We start from the raw sequence: 21,517 nt of genomic DNA, 5'->3' as shown, positions 1-21,517 counted from the left end.
AATGTTTAGATTGCGTCGTTTTACTATAGATTATTAACGGCCGTTTTATTACATATCACTGATGGATTGAGCGAATTTGTCGACACTGTTCCAATCGGTAAACTCCATATTAGTCTTTGGGTCGGTCGGTCCTTTGGTCATCCACATAATAAAGCGGATCATGTTTCGGTCGATGAAACCGTACTGTGGATAATTTAATTTACCAGCAAAAACCCCTTCTAAACTTGGTTTCCAATCGAGTTGGGCTAAAAGTTTAATGATGTACGGGTTTGTGTCTGGTTGGCACTTTTCGGGTTTACGAGCAACAAGGTTAACAGTGTAAAAAGCACTCGGTTTGCTATTAAGCTGAGTTTTATGCTGCTCAATAAAGTCGATAACGACTTTTTGATGTTTGCCATAGCGTATGCTGGCACCAATGACCACCTTGTCATGATTGGCTAAGGTTTCTGCCGTTGCCTCTTCTACTGGTAAAAGAGTGACGGTATGGCCTTGGCTTTCGATTACAGCTTGCATTTTTAGGCTTATCTTTTTTGTGTGACCGTCTGTTGTTGAATAAATCAGTAAAGTATTAGACATGGTGATTCAGAAAAGCTGCCTCTGTTAGAGTGGAGTGAAAACGAATAGAGGGAGTTGTTATAAACACTCATCGGCTTGCTGTAAAGAGCGGAGGTTGCTCTTATTTATTTTGGAGGTTTTTTTCTGCACAAAAAAAGCAGACTATATTTAATAATCCGCTTTCTGTTTTGCTAATTTGAAATTGTGCTAAATATCAAATATTACTCGGCAGAGCTGTGTTTTCGTGCGCGGATATCAGATTGTGCGCTACGATAAAACTTCTCTTGTGGTTTGGATCTCGTGAATTGATCGTCATCGTTATCTTCATTACGAAGTAACATAAAATCAGCCACGCGTTGCTCATCTAAGCGGTTTGCTTTAACGGCACCTTTGATCGCACAACCAGGCTCACCTTGGTGATGGCAGTCGCTAAATCGGCACTCTTTTTCCAAGGCGATGATGTCGGCAAAATTGGCAATAGCGCTGCTATCAAATTCAGCCAGTTGTAATTCACGCATGCCAGCTGTATCTAATAAGATTGCGCCTGATGGCATGATTTTTAATACACCAGAATCGCCAATGTTTCTTTGGGCTTTGCCTTCCGCTGTGGTCTGCATCAAGGTGTTGATCAATGCGGATTTACCAGAGCCAACCGCGCCTAATAAAGCAATAGTTTTGCCTTTCTTAAGCAAAGGCGATAGGCAGCGTAGGCTGTCAGCATCCAAAGCATTAACAGTTTCTACGATGAGCAATGGATCAAGCTTTTCTACTTGGGCACGTTTTTCTGCAGCGTCTTCGCAGGTGTCGGCTTTAGTAAGAATGACAACCGCATCAGCTTGAGCTTCATGGGTAAGTTCTAAATAGCGTTTAATCAGTGCTAGATTGAAGTCTTGATTTAATGCGCAAATTAGAAACACAGTGTCTATATTTGAAGCAATGTTTTCAAATACAGAGCTTGGCTCTAAAAGGCGTAAAAAATTGTGTTCAGTATCGGTAACAACCCAGTCACCGACAGCCATACTTGGCATATCTGAATCACTTTCTAAGTTAAAGAAGCCGAACTCACTGACAAGCTCGTAATTGCTACCTTGTTGAGAGCAGATACGTGCAATACGGTTAGATTCTAAATCATCCAATGATAACTGTTGTTGAAAGTAAGCCTGCCAGCCTAAGTCCAATAAAGTAAACGTGGAATCCATTAATATTACCCCAAGCGAAATACGCCATCGTGAATAAGAAGCAAAGCGCTTCAATTAGTACAACCGAACATAAGCAAAATTTTGTGTATGTTCTAGCCAAAAAAATAGACAAAACACCAATGCGTTATAAACCTTTTATACAAGGCGTTACTTTGTCAGATTAGCACAGTGTGTGAGCGCTACAAACAGAAATATCGCCGTCATAAAAAAGGTTTATCATATTGGTATTTATATTGAATATACGTATAACATCTATAACCAATGCCGCAATCTATTACCGAGAAGTTTAAGCGACTTAAACGGTTTTTATAGAGTCCTTTTTAGGAACCTGTTGAGTAATGCAGTGAATGTTCCCTCCGCCTAATAATATATTTCTAGCGTAAATACCTATTATATTATGGTCAGGAAAGGCGAGTTGTAGAATTTCCTTTGCTTGCTCGTCGGTTTTCACTCCGAAGGTAGGAAAAACAATGCTGTGATTCGTTATTAAAAAGTTGGCGTAAGAGGCTGCAAGACGTTCTCCTACTTGGCGATTCATATAATCGCTTTCTACTAAATTTTTTGCTTCGTCTTCTGATACAAAAAGCGGCCCAGGCAATGGGAGCTTAACTATCTCTAGTGTTCGACCTTTTGCATCGACGGTTTGGCTTAATACTTTTAGTGCCGCTTTACTGATAGCGTATTGCGGATCGCTTGGGTCGTCGCAGTCTGTTAATGCGACAACACCAGGGCGGACAACATGCATGATGTTATCGACATGACCATTGGTTTCATCGTTATAAAGCCCATCTTTTAGCCAAATGATTTTTTCAACATTTAAGTACACCTTTAATAGGTCTTCGATGTCTTCTTTGCTGAGATGGGGATTACGGCTTGGGTGCAGCAAACATTCTTCCGTTGTATATAAGGTGCCTTCGCCGTCTACATGAATAGAGCCGCCTTCAAGAATCAAGGGGGCATGGTAAACATAGTCACCTGTGACAGCGGCCATTTGTTCGGCAACGGCATTATCTTGTTCCCAAGAATCATATAGGCCGTCTAGTTCTCCGCCCCAAGCATTAAACTGCCAACTATTAGCTCGACGTTCGCCTTGATCGTTTACAACGTAGGTCGCACCTATATCACGCATCCAGCAATCATCAGACGGAATTTCAATGACTCGAATTTGATTAGGCAAAGCGAGGCGAGCTTGTTCATAGTGCTTTGCATCGACAATAAAGGTGACATCGGTTGATTGCGCAATCGCTGTAGCAACAGCAACAAACTCGACTTGAGCATGTTTGCCTTTTTCTCGCCAGTTGTCTTCGCGGGTTGGCCAAGCCATCCAAACTTGCTCTTGCGGTTCGTGTTCCGCAGGCATACGAAAACCATCTAGTCGTGGTGAGGTGTACAGCGTGGTGTTCATTAACATGTCCTTAATGGTCGCTTATCTAGTAAAGCAAAGGTTTTGGCCAATTCTATGGCAGAGATACAAACATTCAAGAGTCTTTTTGTGTATTCCATGAAAATAGCTGTTTATTTTGTGGGGCTGCTTGTTTCGTGGCGTTGCTCCTTCATTTCATCAGATTGGTGGCTTATGAGCCACATTTTTTGCGTCTTTACAATTACTCGACGGAAACAGTTACCGAGTAATTTTGTAAAAACTACTTGTTGACCACTTGGTATGAGTTGTATTTCATTTTCATATTTATAATAAAATCTTTTAATATCAAATACTTGATGTATTTTTTGAAAGTTGGCACGGGCTTCGCAATACTCTAGATGTGAAATCAACGACATGAACTTCAGTTCTTTTGTTCAGGTTGTTGAATTGATTACTTGGAAGCTGGCGTAGACCGCAATTATTGCTCCCAAACTTTTGAAAACTAAATGGAGGTTACCATTATGAATATTAAACGTACTCTACTAAATACCGCTTTGATTCTTGTTACTGCTGGTACATTGGCTGCATGTGACCAGAGCTCAGATGACAGTAAAGCAGAAGATGCTATGTCCAATGCCGGTGATGCCGTTGAGCAAACCATGGATGACGCTGGTGCTGCTGTAGATCAAACGATTGATAATGCTGGTGAAGCGCTAAACAACGCTGGCAACTCAATTGATGAGACAATGACAGATACTGGTAACGCTATTGAAGACAAGTGTGAAGAAGCGAAAGAAGGCATGAACGCCAAAGATACTGATTGCTAAAATGAATAGAAAAAAGGCCGAGTTAATCGGCCTTTTTTCTAACGTTCTGTTATAAAAAATCGGTATGTTCGTATTTATCGAGTTTGTTATATAGCGTTTTTATACTGATACCAAGTTGATTGGCTGTATCTGTTTTGTTGCCATCATTGTTTTTCAGTGTTTTTAGTATGGCGATTTTTTCTATGTCATCTAGGCGCATACCCATAGGAATACCTGACGTTTTATCCGCTTTAGTTTGGTCGCCAAGGTCATTGGTAATGAGATGTTCAGGATGGATGGTGTGGTCAGCCAAAATATAAGCTCGCTCTATAGCATGTTTTAACTCGCGTACATTACCAGGCCAGATGTAGTTATTAATTTTTTCTAGGCTTTGTGTTGAAAATTGTTTGTGCTGACCATCTTGTGCGTTGCGGTAAGCCAAAAAATGTTGGGCAAGGCCACATGCATCACCTTCACGGTCTCTTAATTTGGGAACCATGATAGGGAATTGAGCTAAGCGAAAATAAAGATCTTCGCGGAAGACTTCATCACGGATTGCATCGCTTAGAGTACGGTTAGTTGCTGCAACAATTCGTACGTTAGCCATTTTTACTTGTTGAGCGCCGACGGGTTTGTATTCACCGCTCTCGAGCACTCTTAAAAGTTTTACCTGATGCTCATAAGGCATTTCGGTGACTTCATCTAAAAAGAGTGTGCCACCTTCGGCTTGTTCGAAAACGCCTTGATGATCTTTATGTGCTCCGGTAAATGCGCCTTTAACATGACCGAATAATTCGCTGTCGATCAGTTCAGGGCTAAGTGCGCCACAGTTAATTGCGACAAATGGGCCTTCAGCTCGTTGGCTAAATACATGTAGGGTATTGGCAATAAGTTCTTTACCTGTGCCGCTTTCACCCATGATGAAAGCATTGGCTTTGGTTGCCGCCACTTTTCGAATGGTGCGGTAAAGCGAATGCATGGCAGCTGATGAACCAACTAATAACCCAAATTGATCTAAATAGCTGGTTTGGGTAGATATGTCTTCGTGAGAGCGGTTTAGTTCACAAAAAACTTCTTCTAACGAAGACTCAATCAGTTTTAAGTTATAAGGCGCTCGATAGTGAAATCCAGCTCCTTTATGCATTAGGCGATCTAATATTGGATCAGGTTTGCCTTTGCTGAAGAATAAAAATTCTGTTTGATATAAAACAGGGCTGTTAATAAGTTCTTTTAAGGCAACATCGTGTAATGAATTGACTTCGATAAGAGCAACATCGCATTTAGCAATAGACAGTTGATCTAGCCAATTCTCATCTTGATGGCTAATGTTTAACTCATATTGTCTAACGCCATTTAAAGACAGCAGGTTTGAAGCTAATAATGGATCTTGAATATGCATGAATAGCTTTGGTGAAGACATTGTCATTACCCTTAAAAAATCTTAAAGAATTTATGTGGCAATAAAATCATAGGGTTGAATCCGGTGATAGTTAATACTGGTAAATTTTCAGTAAACACGGCTTTAATCATCCTTATTTGCACAAAGCTCACCCTTTTTTGAAAGGAGATAAAAATGCTTGATGGCCATTACTCAGAAAAGATGCCTTACCCTAATGCGGACACTCGCATTTTGTGTGACATGCTTTCGATGTGTTTTGACGGATTTTTTGCCAATTCAGCATTATGTGGGCGAGTAGGTAATACTTTGGATAGACATGTATTTAAAAAGGTGTCGTCTTTGTATCGGCGCCTTGCAGAGAGACTGCTGCATAGCGTGGGGACCTTGCCTGAAGATACAGGGACGATGAATCCTGAGCCAGGTTATGTCGCAACCGCTTATTTATCTGCCCTTAATGCGGCGGATAGGCATGCTCCAAGTCGTGTTATGTCGGTTAATTGGCAAGTGATAAAACGTATTGGTAAATTAGTTAGAAAGTTAGATGACAAGCTGTTTGCTAATATGGTTGTGGATTATTTAGCCTGCATTCAGGTGGTATTAGATAATGCACAGAAACGCCGAAAAGCGGCTAAGCTAATGAGTGCATAAACAAAAAAAGAGCTAATATTAGCTCTTTTTTTGTTTATTAAGAATAACTAGATTATTTATTGTTAACCACTCGATAATCTAATTTACCAACAATTGTACCTTTTGTGCTGTATGTTGAGACATTAAAGCTGGCGTTGTTTTTCTCTTTATTTGGATTAACCGTTGAGATAACTTCGCCATTCACAACAAGTTGGTATGATTCCGAAAACGTAATATGCAAATCTTCTGATTTCGGATTTTCAAACAAAATATTATCTTTTAAGCGAATGACTCGACTTTCACCACGAACCCACTGACCAACCAGCGGTTGGGCTTTAAATGTTGTAGTGTTATGAGTCACTGTTGTGTCTGATAAGAATATTTGAATCAAATCGCCGCTTATTGCCATCTTTTCTCTGTCATCAACGCGTGCATTTAGCGACGCAAGAGCGCTATTTGTTTTACTTATGTATGAACGTAATTGTTGAATAGCAGAGTCGATTTCTTTTGCGCTTAACTGCTTCGTGGCTAAAATTCGTGGTAGCTCAGGTGCATTACCAACGCGGTTTTGAAGCTCAGTAAAGTTGGCATTAGCGAGTTTCTTTTGTGTCTCAAGTTGTTCGGCTAAATTACGATCATCTGTTTTATCGACAGCGTCAGTTTTATTAGCTGAATCATTTTTGACGACAGTATTAACGATTTCATCAACAGAGTCTTTTGGTGTCTTAGTTTGCTCTGTGGTTGCCTTGTTTTGAGTAATAGGCTTCTCTGTTTTGGTTTGTTGGGGATCTTGTAAAATTGGCATCGAGCAAGCACTAAGTAAAAGTACTGCAAGTAAAAGGCCAGAACGAAATGTAGGCATTTAATAATCCTGAGACTAGAAGCGAAAAATAAGTCACCAAGTATGCGGTATGACGGATTGTATGTCGAGCTGAAGTGGCCACAACTAGCGGGAGTATTTCATTAAAGAATGTGTAAGTAGACTCTTTGTTGAAATTTTAGGCGTTAACTCACAACGGAAGATGTTAGAGACAAGTCAAAGGCTTGTCTCTAACGTTAGATTATTTTTGAGATTGGTTCCATAAGATACATTCATCTAAAGTTACGCCTTGGCCACCAAAAATATCCAATGCACTGCCAATAGTTAAATCTACCATGCCATTAGACAATTCATGGACACGTTTAAGGTCAGCTAGAGAGCGAGCACCACCCGCATAGGTAACGGCAACAGGACAACCTTGACCGAGTAATTGAACCAATTCTTCGTCAATACCGGCTTGTAAGCCTTCAACGTCTGCAGCATGAATAAGAAATTCATCACAATGGTTAGCCAATTCAATTAGATTTTCTTGGTTCACTTGTGTTGAAGTAATGGTTTGCCAGCGATCGGTGGCAATGTACCAACCGTCTTTGGTACGGCGACAGCTTAAGTCCAATACTAAACGATCGGTTCCTGTTTCGCGTTTGATTTTATCTAAGCGGTCCCAAGAAAACTCACCATTTTCAAATAAATAAGAAGTGACAATAACGTGAGATGCGCCAGCCGTTAAATAGCTTGCTGCATTGTTATTGTTGACGCCGCCGCCAAATTGTAAACCATCAGGATAAGCACGCAGAGCACTTAACGCTTCCTCTTGGTTGCCTTTACCTAAAGCAATAACATGACCTCCAACAAGACCGTGTTCACGGTACATATTGGCATAATGCTCTGCATTGTATTCACTGATAAAGTTCTCTGTGGCGCCTTTGTCATTCAGACTGCCACCAACAATTTGTTTAACCTTGCCTTGGTGTAGATCGATACAAGGACGGAACTGGGTCACAAAAAAACTCCTATTAGGTTGAAAACAAGACGGCGATTGTAACCGATAATGTACTTAGAAACGATGCACCAAAGCAAACACTTCTTAAGCCTGTTATAATCGTCGCCCATTAAATAGAAAGATACATAAAGCAATCATCATGCTGCAAATTACTCTCGCCGTGGCGATCCCAGACCACGAAATTGAACTCACCGCTATCCGAGCGCAAGGCGCTGGCGGTCAAAACGTGAATAAAGTCTCTTCTGCTATTCATCTTAGGTTTAATGTTGCCAACTCTTCCTTGCCTGAATTTTATAAAGAACGCTTACTCGCATTAAGTGATTCTCGTCTTACCAAAGACGGTGATATTGTGCTTAAAGCTCAGCAACATCGTACTCAAGAGTTAAACCGAGAAGATGCACTGGCAAGACTTAAAGAGCTGATTCTTGAAGCGGTACGTGTGCAAAAAGCGCGTAGACCGACCAAACCAACACGTTCTTCGCAGAAAAAACGCATTGATCAGAAAAAGCAAAAAGGCCAAATTAAAAGTTTGCGTCGTAGTAATTGGGATTAAAATTGGTTTCAGATAAATATAGGCTTAAACATGTCAGTGAATAATCAAACCGATCAAACAATAGAAAGTCCCTGCATTCGGCATTGCTGTCTTGATGGTGACGATGTTTGTGTGGGCTGTTATCGAACCATAACCGAAATTATGGACTGGCAAAAATCAACTCAGAGTCAAAAGCTGGATATTTTGGCTAACTGCTCAATGCGCAAACAGAAACACGACTCTCTGTATCGTTAAATCCCTGCTCGTTTATTGTACTTTTCCTTTTTGATCCCTTCTAACTAACTCCATTTCTTTATTTTAATTTTTTTTAACTAGTGCTGTAAGAAACTTATTACTGCCCACGTCTAACCTCCAGAAACAAAATAATGGTGCTTGGAGCTTTCCAAGTTTTTAGATGACATGGGTAGGTGGTTTACCTTGATTGCAGAATTACAAGCATGGCTAACATCGGGAACAACGTCGCTGACTTTGTTGTGTGTTGGCATTGTGCTTTTGTCTTATTTACTTGAAGACCTCGCTATCGCGACGGCCGCGACTTTGTCTGCTCACGGCGATTTACCTTCATCACTGGCTTTAATGTCTATTTTTATTGGTATCGCGACGGGGGATTTGGGGCTGTACGTTTTGGGGCGATTTTCTCGAAAAGTAAGATGGCTACGCTATCGAGCCTTAACCAATTCCTCTTTTAAAGTCGTGAGACAAAAACTGACTCAGCGTGCTTTTTTGAACCTCTTTTTGATTCGTTTTATTCCCGGTTTAAGAACCATTGGTTTTACCTTGAGTGGTTTTCTTGTCATCCCGTTACCCGTCTTTTTTAGCGCCGTTCTGCTCGCCACGTCTATTTGGACGCTGGTGGTGTTCACGCTTATTTATCAGTTAGGTAGCAGTGTTTTTATGCAGGTTTCAGAGCTGAAGTGGGTGCTTATTCCTCTTGCTTTTGCCCTGTTGTTTTTAATGAATCGTTTTCTTAATAAATCGTTTACGCGAGGTATGTCATGAGTGCCATGGTAGAGGGGCAGTTCATTGCACCGAATAAAATTAATGCAGGAATGCCGCTGCTCCATGTAGAAAAAGAGGCGAGCATTTCGCCTTATGAATTCATGCCGAGCTGGTTCTTTTATGCGCCTGTTGTGGCGCAGAGTGTGTTACTTGGTTTGCGTCACGGGGATGTTTGCTTACCATTAATCGCCAATCCAAGCATCAAGCTTAGCGGCATGGTAGGGGAGTCTAAAACCGATATTCTGAATTTGGCTGGCCCAGTTGCAAAACAATGGATTGAACCTTTTATTACGCTGACGAAAAGCCAAGAGACGGTTTCTATTCAGTTGCAAGAGGCACTGCAAGCCATGGACGCTGCTCAGTTGTCATTTCCGATTGTTGCTAAGCCAGATCTAGGCTGTCGCGGAGTTGGGGTTAAATTACTGAAATCCAAAGCGCAACTTCATGATTACATCCAAGGCTTCCCTCTATCTGCGAGATTCCTACTTCAGCGTAAAGCACCATATCAAGCGGAAGCTGGTGTGTTTTACGTGCGTTATCCAGGGCAAGAGCTGGGCGAGATTATTTCCATTACCTTGAAATACACGCCAAGTGTGGTTGGTGACGGCACGCATAGTTTGAGACAGCTTATTGAGCGTTGTCCGCGTTCGGGTCAGTTAACCCACTTGTACTTCCCGCGTCACATACAAAAACTGGATTGGGTGCCCGCAGAAGGCGAAGAATATCCTCTTGCGTTTGCTGGCAGTCACAGTCGCGGTTCGATTTTTCGCAATGGAAATCAATACATCACGCAAGCGTTAACGTACAAATTGGATGAGATCTTAAAAGACGTTGGTGGCTACTACTACGGCCGCTTAGACATCAAGTTTGCAGATATCGAATCCTTTATGGCAGGCGAGAATTTTTCCATTTTGGAAATGAATGGAGCCAGTAGTGAAGCGACCCATATTTGGGACCGAAATACCAAGTTATCCGAGATTTTTAGCACCCTTCTAAAACAGTACCGAATCTTATTCGAGATTGGTGCTTTGCAGAAAAAGCGCGGTTTTAAATCGCCGACCCTTCGAGCTTTATTGAAAGCGTGGCGAGAAGAAAAAGCTCTGATTCAGCATTATCCCAGCACTGATTAAACCAAGCTTTAAGTGAGTTAAAAATTTTAGTTAAGAACCGTTTTTTGGAAGGAAAGAATATGCAATCAGTATTAAAAAAGAGAGAAGTGAGCACGCTGCAGCCATCGACTTATGCTCCAACGGTACAAGGCTGTCTTGAGGCTTTCTCTCAGGCTTCTCGCTGTTTGCAGATGCTAGATGACGAAGGCTATCAAGCATCGATGAAACCTTATATTAACAGTTCTATCGGAGAGCATTTTCGTCATTGGTTGGATGTTTTTAATGCCATATATCGAGCGGGTATTGTGATTGATTACAACCAACGTCGTCGTGGTCACGCGGTGGAAGCATCACGCTCTGTTGCTTTGGCTGAAATCGACGAGCTGACAAACTGGCTAACAGGATTATCGGAAAAAAAGCTCAAGAAAAGCGTGAATGTTTTGACGGAAGTTTCTGTCTCGCATACCCAAGCCTGCCTTATGTCGTCGACCTTAGAGCGAGAGATTACCTTTGCAGCCCTGCACGCCAATCATCATTTTGCCATGGTAAAAGTCGCAGCAAATTTAATGAATAAGCCAATGGATGATGACTTTGGTATTGCGCCAGCCACAGCTACTTTTTTGCGAGGTCAATAATTATGTGTTCGGTTTCTTGGTGGATTGATGAGTCAGGTTATCAATTGTATTTCAATCGCGACGAGCAAAAAACACGTGCGCCAGCTTTGTCGCCTCAGTCCTTTATAGAGCAGGGGACTCAGGTGTTGATGCCGATTGATCCAGTCGGCAAAGGTAGCTGGATCAGCTTAAACGAGCAGGGTTTGTCCTTGTGTTTGCTAAATAATTATCAAGGTAAAACACCATCAGGCGAGCTGACAAGCCGTGGGCAATTATTAAAGCGTTTATCCAGTGAAGCGACTGTAGCCCAAGTTGAATGGCAGTTTGCTCAGCTGGACCTTCAACAATTCGCGCCTTTTACCTTGTTAGCCTTTGAACTGGGCCATGACAAGGTCCGAGAGTTTCAATGGGATGGCGAAAAGGTCTCTGTTACTTATGCCATATCACCGCATTTTTCGTCTGCGGTGGCATTAGAAAGCGCGGTCGCTTATCGACAATCCATATATGACGAACTGTCAATCAAGACTTCGGATGATTTGCTGGTATTCCATTCTCAGCATTATCCAGAACATCCTCACTTGTCGGTTTGTATGCACAGAGAAGATGCACAGACCGTGAGTTTCACTCGCATTCAGGCCGCAAAAGATAATCTTCAAATGAGCTATGTGGCCGGATCGCCTTGCTCGCATTTAACGCCGCAAGCCTTGGCAGCACAGACCTATCATTTTCAAGACAATCGCTTTCAAAATGATCGTTTTCAAGAAATGGTTCCCCTTTTTGGTATTTCCCTTTAATCAAATATTAGGAGTTGATATGACACGCTTAGTGATGTTTTTAGCCTTGTTTATGAGCAGTCTGGCGCTTGCGCAAGATGAAATTTACACCAGTTATTTTAGTAATAAAGCCCTCAGTGGTTATGACACGGTTGCTTATTTTACTGACCAAAAACCGGTCGAAGGTAGCGCCAAGTATGTGACCGAATATAAAGGCGCAGATTGGTATTTTGCCTCGCAAGAACATCTTGATATGTTCAAAGCCCAGCCCGAAAAATACGCTCCTCAATATGGTGGATATTGTGCTTGGGCGGTGTCTGCCAAGAACGACTTTGCCTCTGCTGATCCGAAAGATTGGGCGGTGGTCGATGGCAAGCTTTACTTAAATTATGACGACAACATTAAACGCGAGTGGGATCAAGATCCTGCTTTACATATCAAACAAGCGGATGCCAATTGGCCAGCACTGATTCGCAAAAAATAACATTAAAAAAATAAGGTTAATAAAGATGAATAAGCAATTCGTGAAATATGTGCCAACGGTATTTATCGCCTTTGTATTTGTGCAGTCGTTGTTTTTTAAATTCACAGGTTCTTACGAAACCGACTATATCTTTGGCGTGTTGGGCGCTTGGTCTGGTTTGGAATTTTTCGGGAATTATGGTGGTTATATTATTGGTGTGGCCGAACTGATTGCCTCCATTTTGCTCTTTACCCGTTGGCATGGTCTTGGTTCTTTGATGGCCATGGGCATTATGAGTGGTGCGATTATTTTTCACCTGTTTACACCACTGGGTGTGGTCATGCCTGAGTTTAACGAAGTTGGTGAAGTCGTCGGTAACGACGGTGGTTTGCTGTTTACTATGGCGTGTTTGGTTTGGTTATGTGCAGCCTTTTTATCGTTTCGGGATCTAAAAAATCCGCAAGGCATTCTAAACAAACTTGTGAATAAGGGAGTCTGATTATGTTAGCCAGTCCTGTTCGTGTGCCAAGTCCGTTTCGCTTAAAAAGAGTCACGCCATTTGGTGTAGGGGAATCTGTTATTGAATGGGCGACAGGACTCGCTAAATTAGATCGTTTGTATCAACAAAGGCCAAGCAGCCAGACCAGTTTTGAATTTATGCGTTATACCCTCGAAGCGTTGGATATTGATTATTCAATTGCCAGAGGGAAACTTGAGAATATTCACCAAAAAGGTCCTGTGGTGATCGTCGCTAACCATCCTCTTGGTGCGATTGAAGGTGTGGTCTTGGCGGATTTGGTTGGGCAAGTGCGTAGTGATGTGAAAGTACTGGCTAATGAATTGCTCAAGCGTTTACCAGAAATCAGTGACTTATTTATTGGTGTCGATGTGTTTGGTGGCAAATCGGCACAACGCACCAATGGTAAAGCCATTCGCGATGCTCATCGGCATTTGGCTGATGGCGGCGTGCTGATTGTGTTTCCTGCTGGGGAAGTATCGACTTATCTGAAAAAATCTAAGGATCAGTCTGCAGAAAAGTCGAAAGAAAAGCAGATATTGGCAGACATCGAATGGAGTCAGTCAGTTGCTAATTTCTTAAAGCGCAGTGAGGCGACTACGGTGCCTATTTTTATCAATGGCAAAAACAGCGAGCTATTTTATCAAGCGGGTCGTATTCATCCTTTGTTGCGCACTGCCATGTTGGGGCGCGAGCTGTTAAATAAAAAAGCGTCGGTCATTGATATTTCTATTGGCAGCGCGATACCGTTTTCAGAAGTCAGCCAGTTTGAGAGTAACCAAGGCCTTGTCAACTATTTACGCTTAAACACTTACTTAATGAGCCCTCAATATGCTCATGAATTGGTTGTTCAACATGACAGTGCCGATTTACCTATTATCGCGCCGATTGATCTAAGTCTCCTAGACGAAGAAATTGCCAGTCTGCCAGACGAGATGCTGTTGTTACAACAAGGTGAGTTCCGTGTTTATTGCGCACCAACGCAATCGATTCCCTTACTGATACAAGAAATTGGTCGTATCCGCGAAGAAAACTTTCGTTCTGTCGGGGAAGGCAGTGGTTTGGCCTGTGACCTTGATGAATACGACCTTTATTACCATCAGCTTTTTGTTTGGCATCATGGCAATAAAGAAGTTGTTGGGGCCTATCGAATGGGGCTAGTGGATAAGCTTATTGAAGTGCATGGTTTAAAAGGTTTGTACTCACGCAGTTTGTTTAACTATGACCAAGCTTTTATTGATAGCCTAGATCACAGCATTGAAATGGGACGATCAGTCGTGGCTGCTAAGTATCAAAAGAACTTAAATTCACTGCTTTTGCTTTGGAAAGGCATTGCGACCTTTGCTTATCGAAACCCCAAATATACGCATTTATTTGGTCCTGTGAGCATCAGTAACGATTACAGTCATACGGCTCGCCAGTTAATCGCTGCGACCTTGTCGATCCATTATTACGATGAAGAGAAAGCCAGTTTGGTGATGCCTTCAACTCCGCTGCGAAACAGTGGCTCGGTATTCTGGCAACCTAATTTGTTGTCATCATTGGCGAGTGTCACGCTACTTTCTAAAGTCTTGTCTAGAATGGAGCAGGGCAAAGGACTGCCCGTATTGATTCGTCAGTACTTAAAAATGAACGGCAAGTTAGTGTGTTTTAACGTCGATCCAGCGTTTCATAATTCATTGGATGGATTAATAGTAGTGAATCTAAAAAATGTGCCTCTATCTATTTTGGCAAAGTATATGGGACAAGACGATGCTAAGGTATATTTAGAAACAGTCTTGAAATAATAGCCCAAGAGATAGCAATCATGGGGGCTGAACGAAAGGCGTCACAGTCTCCATGGTCATCTTTGATTTTTATCTTCATGTTTTAGAACCCTTTAATTACCTCTTCAAACAATCTTTTTTACTACTTATTTCTTTCACTCTCTTTATCTTGATCTAACGCAATGTTTTGGATCGCAACTACACTCATAATCCAGCCTTATAGTAAGCCTTATAAATTTTTGAGGCTTCGGTGGACGTTGGATAACAAGAACACTCAATGAAATAAGTGTCTACGATCGTCTTTTTTCTCAATCAAATGAATGGGTTGAAGTTATATGATTAACGAAGCTGTAGTGGAATTATCGCGATTTCAGTTTGCTTTCACTGCTCTATACCACTATTTGTTTGTCCCTTTAACACTAGGGATGTCTTTCTTACTGGCAATCATGGAGTCCGTCTATGTGATTACAGGTAAGCAAGTCTACAAAGACATGGTTAAGTTCTGGGGTAAATTGTTTGGTATTAACTTTGCGCTAGGCGTAACAACAGGTTTGACGATGGAGTTCCAGTTTGGGACTAACTGGTCTTATTACTCGCATTACGTTGGCGATATTTTTGGTGCACCTTTGGCCATCGAAGGCTTGATGGCTTTCTTCCTTGAATCAACCTTGGTTGGTTTGTTCTTCTTTGGTTGGGATCGCCTAAGCAAAGTGAAGCACTTGGTAGTGACTTGGGGCGTGGCGCTAGGTTCTAACTTGTCGGCTTTGTGGATCTTAATTGCAAACGGTTGGATGCAGAACCCTGTAGGGTCAGAGTTCAACTACGAAACAATGAGAATGGAATTGGTTGATTTCGGAGCTTTATTGTTTAACCCAGTTGCGCAGGTGAAATTTGTTCACACTGTATCAGCAGGTTACACAACGGGTGCGATATTCGTTCTTGTTATTTCAAGCTACTACTTATTGAAAGGTCGTGACCTTGCTTTTGCTCGCCGTTCTTTTGCGATTGCTTCTGCGTTTGGTTTGGCATCTATCTTGAGCGTTATCCTTCTAGGTGACGAGTCAGGTTACGAGCTAGGCGAAGTGCAAAAAGTGAAATTGGCTGCGGTTGAGGCTGAGTGGGAAACACAGCCTGCGCCTGCCGACTTCACCTTGATCGGCTTCCCGAATCAAGAGCTTCAAGAGACCGAGTATGCGATAAAAATCCCAGGTTTAATGGGCTTGATCGCGACGCGCTCCCTCGACAAAGAAGTAGAGGGCATCAAAGAACTGAAAGAGCATAACCGCCAACGTATTATCAATGGTATTTATGCAAATCAGTTGCTTGAGAAGCTACGTAGTGGTTCAACGGATCCGCTGGTAAAAGAAAACTTCGAGAAAGTGAAAGACGATCTTGGTTACGGTTTGCTAGTAACCGCATTTAACGAAGACATTAACAAGGTGACCTCTGAAGAGATCGATCAAGCGGTAGAGTATTCAATTCCTCAAGTCGCGCCATTGTTCTTCGCCTTCCGTATTATGGTGGGTTGTGGCTTCGTGATGTTGGTTGTTTTCGCTGCGGCTTTCTACCAAAACGCACGTCGTCGCATTGGTAACAATCCATTATTCCTTAAACTCATTGTGTTGTGTTTACCTCTGCCTTGGATTGCGAATGAGGCAGGTTGGTTTGTCGCAGAATATGGTCGTCAGCCATGGGCGATTGGTGAAATTTTACCTGTTCACGTTGCGGTATCCAGTTTAACGGCTACTGAGATTTGGATTACGATTGCTGGTTTTGCCGTATTGTATACCTCGTTCTTGATTGCCGAGATGTACTTGATGATTCGTTTTGCTAAGCAAGGGCCTTCTAGTTTACATACTGGTCGTTATGCACTTGAACAAGAAACGTCTCAGTTAAAACAGGAGGTGTAAGATGGATTACGAATTATTAAAAGTCATTTGGTGGGTGTTGATGGGGGTTTTACTAATTGGCTTCTCTGTCACCGACGGTTTTGACATGGGTGTCGGTAGTTTGCTGAAAGTGATTGGTGGAACCGACTCAGAACGTCGTATTATGATCAACTCCATTGCCCCTCACTGGGATGGCAACCAAGTTTGGTTTATCACAGCCGGTGGTGCGTTATTTGCTGCTTGGCCTGTAGTGTATGCAACGTCATTCTCTGGTTTTTACTTTGCGATGATGTTGGTGTTGGCGGCGTTATTCTTCCGTCCAATCGGCTTTGATTACCGTTCTAAGCTAGAAAACACAAAATGGCGTACTAGCTGGGACTGGGGGATTACCTTTGGTTCTGCCGTTCCACCTATTATTTTCGGTGTGGCGTTTGGTAACTTGTTGCAAGGTGTTCCATTTGAGTTTGATCAATACTTGCGTGTGACTTATACCGGTTCTTTCTTTGCTCTACTAAACCCGTTTGCGATTCTTTGTGGTCTAGTTAGTTTGCTAATGATAATGACTCAAGGCGGTGCTTGGTTACAGATGAAAACAGACGATGCATTGCTTGAAAAAGCCAGCCGTATTACTGCGATCACTGGTGCATTAGCCGCTGTGTTGTTCATTTTAGCAGGTGTTTGGTTGGCTTATGGTATTGATGGCTATGTATTAACAAGCGCTATTGATGGCAATAAAGTCATGACACCATTAATGAAAACTGCTGAAGTACAGCCTGGCGCATGGTTAGCAAACTATGAAAAAGTGCCTGCGCTTATGTTGGCTCCTATCATTGGTATTGCGGGTATGTTGTTTGCTGCACTGGCTGGTGTAATGAGAAAAGGCGCATTGTCTTTCTTAAGTTCATCACTAGGTATTGCTGGAATTATCGTTACCGCGGGTGGGTCAATGTTCCCATTCTTGATGCCATCTTCAAGCTATCCAAGCATGAGTTTGACTATGTGGGATGCGACGTCAAGTGAGAAAACCATGATGATCATGTTTGTTGTGGCTTGTATCTTTGTACCAATCGTTCTTGCTTATACATTGTGGAACTATTTTGTGATGTATGGTCGTTTAACGAAGAAACACATCGAAGAAAACAATCATTCACTTTACTAGTCATTAGCAAAGAAGATAGAGCTCGCAGAGCTCTATCTTTAGCAATAAATAGAGGAACAAAATATGTGGTATTTCGCTTGGGTTCTTGGCATTTTGTTGGCCTGTTCATTCGGTATTATCAATGCAGTTTGGTTAGAGTTTAGTGGTTACGAAGGTGAAGAGGAGCAGAAGTAAGCCTTATGACGAGAGAGAAGGGAGCACAAAAGACTCGTCGACCTGGTCGAATTAAAACACCGGAAGCGGTATTTTTGGGACAGTTGGCGAATCAGCAGTCATCAAAATACCGCATCGCTCAAAGTTTCGGTGTCTTGTTTGCGGTGTCTTTAGTGTTGCAGGCTTGGGCGTTCGCGAATGTCTTTTCAGATATGGCGTTGCACCAATCCTTTTCACTAACTCTCTTAGTTGTTGGTTTATTTGCTCTACTAATCCGTGCCTTGGCTAACTTTGGTCGAGAACGTATTTGCACTAGCGCAAGCCGTGATATTCGTTACGGCTTGCGTGGTAAATTGGTGTCGCATCTTACGAATCTTGGGCCAGCGCGCTTAAGAATCGAAGAAGATGCGGCGCTTTCTACTCGTGTTTACGAACAAGTAGACGCATTAGACGATTTCTTTAGTCGCTATAAACCACAAGTTTTTATGGTGACCCTGATTCCTTGTGTGATCCTACTTTCCGTTGTGTCTATTTCTTGGATCGCCTTCTTTGTTTTTATGATGACCGCGCCATTGGTTATCATCTTCATGATTTTTGTCGGCCACAAAGCCGCACAAGCTAACCGCCGACAGTTTAATGTTTTGGCCATGTTGTCCAACCAATTTATGGACTTAAGCCAAGGGCTAGCAGAATTAAAACGCCTTAACAGAACTGGCGAAGCACGCGAGCGTTTGTCCGACAGTGCTACTTCATATCAAAAGACAACCATGGGGGTTTTGGTATTAGCGTTTTTATCGACTGCCACGTTAGAACTTTTTGCCTCATTATCCATTGCCATGATTGCCTTGTATTTAGGGCTTGGCTTATTAGAAGTCTTGCCATGGCAAGTCGGGTCGTCTCCCGTTACCTTGACGCAAGCCATGTTCCTTTTATTGCTGGCACCAGAATTTTATTTACCCTTGCGTCAGCTGGGTAACGATTACCACGCCAAGCAAAAAGCGGAAGCCGCCGCGACCGATTTATTAGAAATTTTAGACGCGCCAGCCCACGCTGCTGCCTCACAACAGGAAGGGAGTCGTATTGTCGAATCGAATAACGCTGCAACGACTAATCAACTGACATCTATCCAGTTTAAAAACCTAAGTTGGTGTGAAGCAGGGCGTTATCGACTCGCGCCAATCACTGCGACAATTAACAAAGGCGAACGTGTCTGGTTGAGTGGTGAATCGGGCGTTGGAAAATCCAGTCTCTTGCATCTTTTGCTGGGTTTTGAAGAAAACTACGAAGGAATGTTTCTCGTGAACAACTTGCCGTTTAGTGAGTTAGATTTAGCCTCTTGGCGAGCCAAACTGGCTTGGTTGCCACAAACACCAGAATGGGTAAACGGCAGCATTCGTCGTAATTTACTTTTGGGTCTTGGTGGCAAAGAGGGCACTAGGTTGCCAAGTGAAAATGAAATACACGCCGCGTTGGTGGAAAGTCATTGTGATGACTTTATTCAAGCCTTGCCAGCAGGTTTAGATACGAAATTAACCGAACTCGGTGCAGGTTTGTCTGGCGGACAAATGCAGCGTCTTTCTATTGCCCGAGCCTTATTATCAAACGCCGATATGTGGCTGCTTGATGAACCTTGTTCTGGCTTGGACAAGGACACAGCGCAAGCGGTACTCGACACACTCAAAACCGCATCCCAAGGCAAAACCTTACTTATCGTCAGCCATGACACTCATCCCATTGCATGGGTCGACAAACATTGGTCATTAACCAAAGGAGGTTTGCATGAGCAGTCACGCAAAGAAAACCGCGAAGCTATCGCTTAAGCGCCTTTTATTAGCCAATCCTTGGGGCTTTGTTATTCCTCTGTTGACTGGTGTGGCTGCCACCTTAGCGGGTGTTGGGCTATTGGGACTTTCTGGCTGGTTTATCTCTGCCGCGGGATTAGCAACGGCCATCGGTGTTGGCGCTGTTTTTAATTACCTCACCCCCGGCGCCATTGCTCGAGGGCTTGCGATCCTCAGAACCGCAGGGCGCTATGGCGAACAAGTCACAGCTCATAATCACCTGTTGGGATTACTACGCACTTTGCGCCTTTGGGTGTGGGATCAGCGAGTCGCCAAAGATGCTGCGAACCTTCATCAACAAAGCCGAGGCGACTTGCTACAGCGTCTAGTCAGCGACCTTGACCAAATTATTCGTTGGCCGCTGGTGGTATTTTTACCTTGGGTATACGCTGTATTAGCTTATGTTGGCGTGGCAATTTTTGCCTATTTCATTTTGCCTGCTTTGTTGTGGCCGTTATTGATTGCCGCAGTTTTACATGTCTTGGTGGTGCCTTATATTTGCGGGCACTTCGCCAGCCATGCCGTACATGTTGGGCAAATACTTGGCGTACATCGTCGCAGTCGCTATGTCAGCTTTTTTTCAGCGCTGATTACTTTGACCATTCGCGGTCATTGGGACGATTATGCACAGCGACTTGGTCAACTTGATGAACGCCAAAGAAAAACAGAAATTCGCATCCAGCAGGCTGTGAGCCTTGGGCGTTTGTTGTCATATGGTGTGACCATCTTGCTCATCGCCAGCAGCTTCTATCTACTCAGTGCCTTTACCCTAGAAACCCAACGCTGGACCTTAATAGACGGCGTGCAGGGAACTTGGGTCGTGGGTTTTGTTTTATCTTTATTGGCAGTGAATGAACTGGTTTTGCCACTGGTACAATCCTTCGTCGCACAAGGTCAGTCTCAGGTTGGCCTGCGTCGTTTGAATCAATTACATCAAGATGCCAAAGTCCAACCAGAAAGCAAAACACAAGCGATTCATCGCATGTCATTCAAACATTGGCGTGGCTTTCATGCCTCAAGTGGCATGGGCAATCAAGCAATTGATTTTTGTGTTCAAACTGGCGAATCACTATGGCTTCGTGGCGCCAGCGGCTCAGGCAAATCTACCTTATTGGCCTCCATTGCAGGCGACTGCTTGTCCTCTGGTGATGCCTTAATTAACAATGAAAAATGCGACCTATACAGCAACCAATCGTACCAAGCGCAGCTAAGCTACTTACCACAATCTCCCTATATCTTCCAGCAAAGCATTAGCGCGAACTTACGCCTTGGCAACCCAGAATCAACCGACGACGAACTCTGGTCTGTATTAGAAGCCGTCGCCCTAGCCGAATGGGCACGCAATCTACCAAATGGCTTGGAAACCTTACTCAGCTCCCAAGGGCGTAACCTTTCAGGCGGACAACGCAAACGCCTCGCGTTGGCGCGCCTGCTGTTAAGGCAATCTCCCGTTCTACTGCTAGACGAACCCTTTGATGGACTAGACAAAGCCACCATAGGAACCATTTGTCATTCATTAGAGAACGACTACAAACCAAACATCTTAATCCTCGTCAGTCATGTTGGGAGTCGCCTCGGCGACAACTCAAGAGTCATCGAGCTATAGCTCTTTTTCCCTCCCCTTATGTCTTCCAAGGGGAGGGCTAGGGTGGGGTTATTCTCTTCTTTGGGTTCCATTCAAACGCTTTGTATTCCCAACCTTTTTTCCGCTCTGCTGAGCGGGTAACTTTTAGCCAGATCCATAAAAGTAACCAAAAGGTCTCTTTATCGGGCTTTCGCCCAAACGTCTCATTTACTTTGTTTATGTTGCGTTTAGCAACACGACTTTTATCGTAAGGCATGGATTGTTTTTGCGGATGCTAGGAAAGGGGTTTTTAACTGACCCTGAAACTCCATAAAGTCGCGCAAC

Annotated in this window: 23 protein-coding genes; 16 read left to right on the top strand and 7 right to left on the bottom strand. The window is 43.1% G+C overall.

What is annotated here, in order from left to right; translation table 11 throughout:
- Positions 1-48 precede the first annotated feature (48 nt).
- The 4 genes from hemG to KPL72_RS14510 all read right to left on the bottom strand — a co-directional run bounded on the left by hemG (position 49) and on the right by KPL72_RS14510 (position 3,533).
- The gene (gene hemG, locus KPL72_RS14525) at positions 49-576 is read right to left on the bottom strand and encodes a menaquinone-dependent protoporphyrinogen IX dehydrogenase (protein WP_219703392.1); all 528 of its coding nucleotides are present in this window, start codon (positions 574-576) and stop codon (positions 49-51) included.
- 200 nt (positions 577-776) lie between these two features.
- Complete coding sequence (gene rsgA / locus KPL72_RS14520) at positions 777-1,754, bottom strand: GTPase RsgA (RefSeq protein WP_212918277.1); 978 nt, start codon at positions 1,752-1,754, stop codon at positions 777-779.
- A 295-nt stretch (positions 1,755-2,049) separates the two neighbouring features.
- Positions 2,050-3,159, bottom strand: a complete 1,110-nt coding sequence (gene aguA, locus KPL72_RS14515) for an agmatine deiminase (RefSeq protein WP_219703391.1) — start codon at positions 3,157-3,159, stop codon at positions 2,050-2,052.
- 110 nt (positions 3,160-3,269) lie between these two features.
- Positions 3,270-3,533, bottom strand: a complete 264-nt coding sequence (locus tag KPL72_RS14510; protein ID WP_219703390.1) for a hypothetical protein — start codon at positions 3,531-3,533, stop codon at positions 3,270-3,272.
- Between the two features lie 105 nt (positions 3,534-3,638).
- Here KPL72_RS14510 and KPL72_RS14505 point away from each other — a divergent pair, with 105 nt between their 5' ends.
- On the top strand, positions 3,639-3,944 hold the full coding sequence (locus KPL72_RS14505) for a hypothetical protein (protein ID WP_212918279.1): 306 nt from the start codon (positions 3,639-3,641) through the stop codon (positions 3,942-3,944).
- Between the two features lie 49 nt (positions 3,945-3,993).
- Here the strand turns inward: KPL72_RS14505 and KPL72_RS14500 are convergent, their stop codons facing one another.
- A complete protein-coding gene (locus KPL72_RS14500) occupies positions 3,994-5,343 on the bottom strand; it encodes a sigma-54 interaction domain-containing protein (RefSeq protein WP_212918280.1) in 1,350 nt (449 codons plus the stop codon).
- A 153-nt stretch (positions 5,344-5,496) separates the two neighbouring features.
- Here KPL72_RS14500 and KPL72_RS14495 point away from each other — a divergent pair, with 153 nt between their 5' ends.
- Positions 5,497-5,970 carry a hypothetical protein gene (locus KPL72_RS14495; protein WP_219703389.1) on the top strand — a complete coding sequence of 158 codons (474 nt, stop codon included), beginning with the start codon at positions 5,497-5,499 and terminating at the stop codon, positions 5,968-5,970.
- Between the two features lie 52 nt (positions 5,971-6,022).
- On the opposite strand, the gene KPL72_RS14490 is transcribed toward KPL72_RS14495, so the two are convergent.
- Together KPL72_RS14490 and hisA are read right to left on the bottom strand one after the other, a co-directional pair.
- A complete protein-coding gene (locus KPL72_RS14490; RefSeq protein ID WP_219703388.1) occupies positions 6,023-6,811 on the bottom strand; it encodes a hypothetical protein in 789 nt (262 codons plus the stop codon).
- Positions 6,812-7,010: 199 nt separating this feature from the next.
- Positions 7,011-7,772: a phosphoribosylformimino-5-aminoimidazole carboxamide ribotide isomerase gene (gene hisA, locus KPL72_RS14485; protein ID WP_212918283.1), complete on the bottom strand. Its 762-nt coding sequence runs from the start codon at positions 7,770-7,772 to the stop codon at positions 7,011-7,013.
- 139 nt (positions 7,773-7,911) lie between these two features.
- Here hisA and arfB point away from each other — a divergent pair, with 139 nt between their 5' ends.
- The 14 genes from arfB (at position 7,912) to KPL72_RS14415 (ending at position 21,214) form a co-directional block, all read left to right on the top strand.
- The gene (gene arfB, locus KPL72_RS14480; RefSeq protein ID WP_212918284.1) at positions 7,912-8,325 is read left to right on the top strand and encodes an alternative ribosome rescue aminoacyl-tRNA hydrolase ArfB; all 414 of its coding nucleotides are present in this window, start codon (positions 7,912-7,914) and stop codon (positions 8,323-8,325) included.
- A 30-nt stretch (positions 8,326-8,355) separates the two neighbouring features.
- The gene (locus KPL72_RS14475; protein ID WP_212918285.1) at positions 8,356-8,559 is read left to right on the top strand and encodes a DUF1289 domain-containing protein; all 204 of its coding nucleotides are present in this window, start codon (positions 8,356-8,358) and stop codon (positions 8,557-8,559) included.
- Positions 8,560-8,742: 183 nt separating this feature from the next.
- Positions 8,743-9,324 carry a DedA family protein gene (locus KPL72_RS14470; protein ID WP_219703387.1) on the top strand — a complete coding sequence of 194 codons (582 nt, stop codon included), beginning with the start codon at positions 8,743-8,745 and terminating at the stop codon, positions 9,322-9,324.
- Complete coding sequence (locus KPL72_RS14465; protein WP_219703386.1) at positions 9,321-10,454, top strand: D-alanine--D-alanine ligase; 1,134 nt, start codon at positions 9,321-9,323, stop codon at positions 10,452-10,454. Before KPL72_RS14470 ends, KPL72_RS14465 begins: the two co-directional genes overlap by 4 nt.
- Positions 10,455-10,513: 59 nt before the next feature.
- Positions 10,514-11,068: a hypothetical protein gene (locus tag KPL72_RS14460; RefSeq protein ID WP_219703385.1), complete on the top strand. Its 555-nt coding sequence runs from the start codon at positions 10,514-10,516 to the stop codon at positions 11,066-11,068.
- Positions 11,069-11,070: 2 nt separating this feature from the next.
- Positions 11,071-11,841, top strand: coding sequence for an NRDE family protein (locus KPL72_RS14455; protein ID WP_219703384.1), 771 nt, complete (start codon positions 11,071-11,073; stop codon positions 11,839-11,841).
- Between the two features lie 19 nt (positions 11,842-11,860).
- Positions 11,861-12,304 (top strand): YHS domain-containing (seleno)protein, encoded by a 444-nt coding sequence (locus tag KPL72_RS14450; protein WP_219703383.1) that lies wholly within the window; start codon positions 11,861-11,863, stop codon positions 12,302-12,304.
- Positions 12,305-12,329: 25 nt separating this feature from the next.
- Complete coding sequence (locus tag KPL72_RS14445; protein WP_219703382.1) at positions 12,330-12,782, top strand: hypothetical protein; 453 nt, start codon at positions 12,330-12,332, stop codon at positions 12,780-12,782.
- A gap of 2 nt (positions 12,783-12,784) precedes the next feature.
- Positions 12,785-14,587 (top strand): bifunctional lysophospholipid acyltransferase family protein/GNAT family N-acetyltransferase, encoded by a 1,803-nt coding sequence (locus KPL72_RS14440; RefSeq protein WP_219703381.1) that lies wholly within the window; start codon positions 12,785-12,787, stop codon positions 14,585-14,587.
- A 314-nt stretch (positions 14,588-14,901) separates the two neighbouring features.
- Positions 14,902-16,476, top strand: coding sequence for a cytochrome ubiquinol oxidase subunit I (locus KPL72_RS14435; protein ID WP_219703380.1), 1,575 nt, complete (start codon positions 14,902-14,904; stop codon positions 16,474-16,476).
- A 1-nt stretch (position 16,477) separates the two neighbouring features.
- Positions 16,478-17,614: a cytochrome d ubiquinol oxidase subunit II gene (gene cydB / locus KPL72_RS14430; RefSeq protein WP_212918294.1), complete on the top strand. Its 1,137-nt coding sequence runs from the start codon at positions 16,478-16,480 to the stop codon at positions 17,612-17,614.
- A gap of 63 nt (positions 17,615-17,677) precedes the next feature.
- Positions 17,678-17,788, top strand: a complete 111-nt coding sequence (gene cydX / locus KPL72_RS14425; protein WP_212918295.1) for a cytochrome bd-I oxidase subunit CydX — start codon at positions 17,678-17,680, stop codon at positions 17,786-17,788.
- Between the two features lie 5 nt (positions 17,789-17,793).
- Positions 17,794-19,587 (top strand): thiol reductant ABC exporter subunit CydD, encoded by a 1,794-nt coding sequence (gene cydD / locus KPL72_RS14420; protein ID WP_219703379.1) that lies wholly within the window; start codon positions 17,794-17,796, stop codon positions 19,585-19,587.
- Entirely contained in the window at positions 19,547-21,214 is a 1,668-nt protein-coding gene (locus KPL72_RS14415) for an amino acid ABC transporter ATP-binding/permease protein (RefSeq protein ID WP_219703378.1), read from the top strand. The genes cydD and KPL72_RS14415 overlap by 41 nt, the downstream gene beginning before the upstream one ends.
- Positions 21,215-21,517: the final 303 nt, after the last annotated feature.

This window comes from Marinomonas lutimaris, from assembly GCF_019426345.1.
Lineage (GTDB): Bacteria > Pseudomonadota > Gammaproteobacteria > Pseudomonadales > Marinomonadaceae > Marinomonas > Marinomonas lutimaris.
The sequence above is the reverse complement of the archived record's forward strand: the minus strand, read 5'-3'. Positions and strand labels throughout refer to the sequence as shown.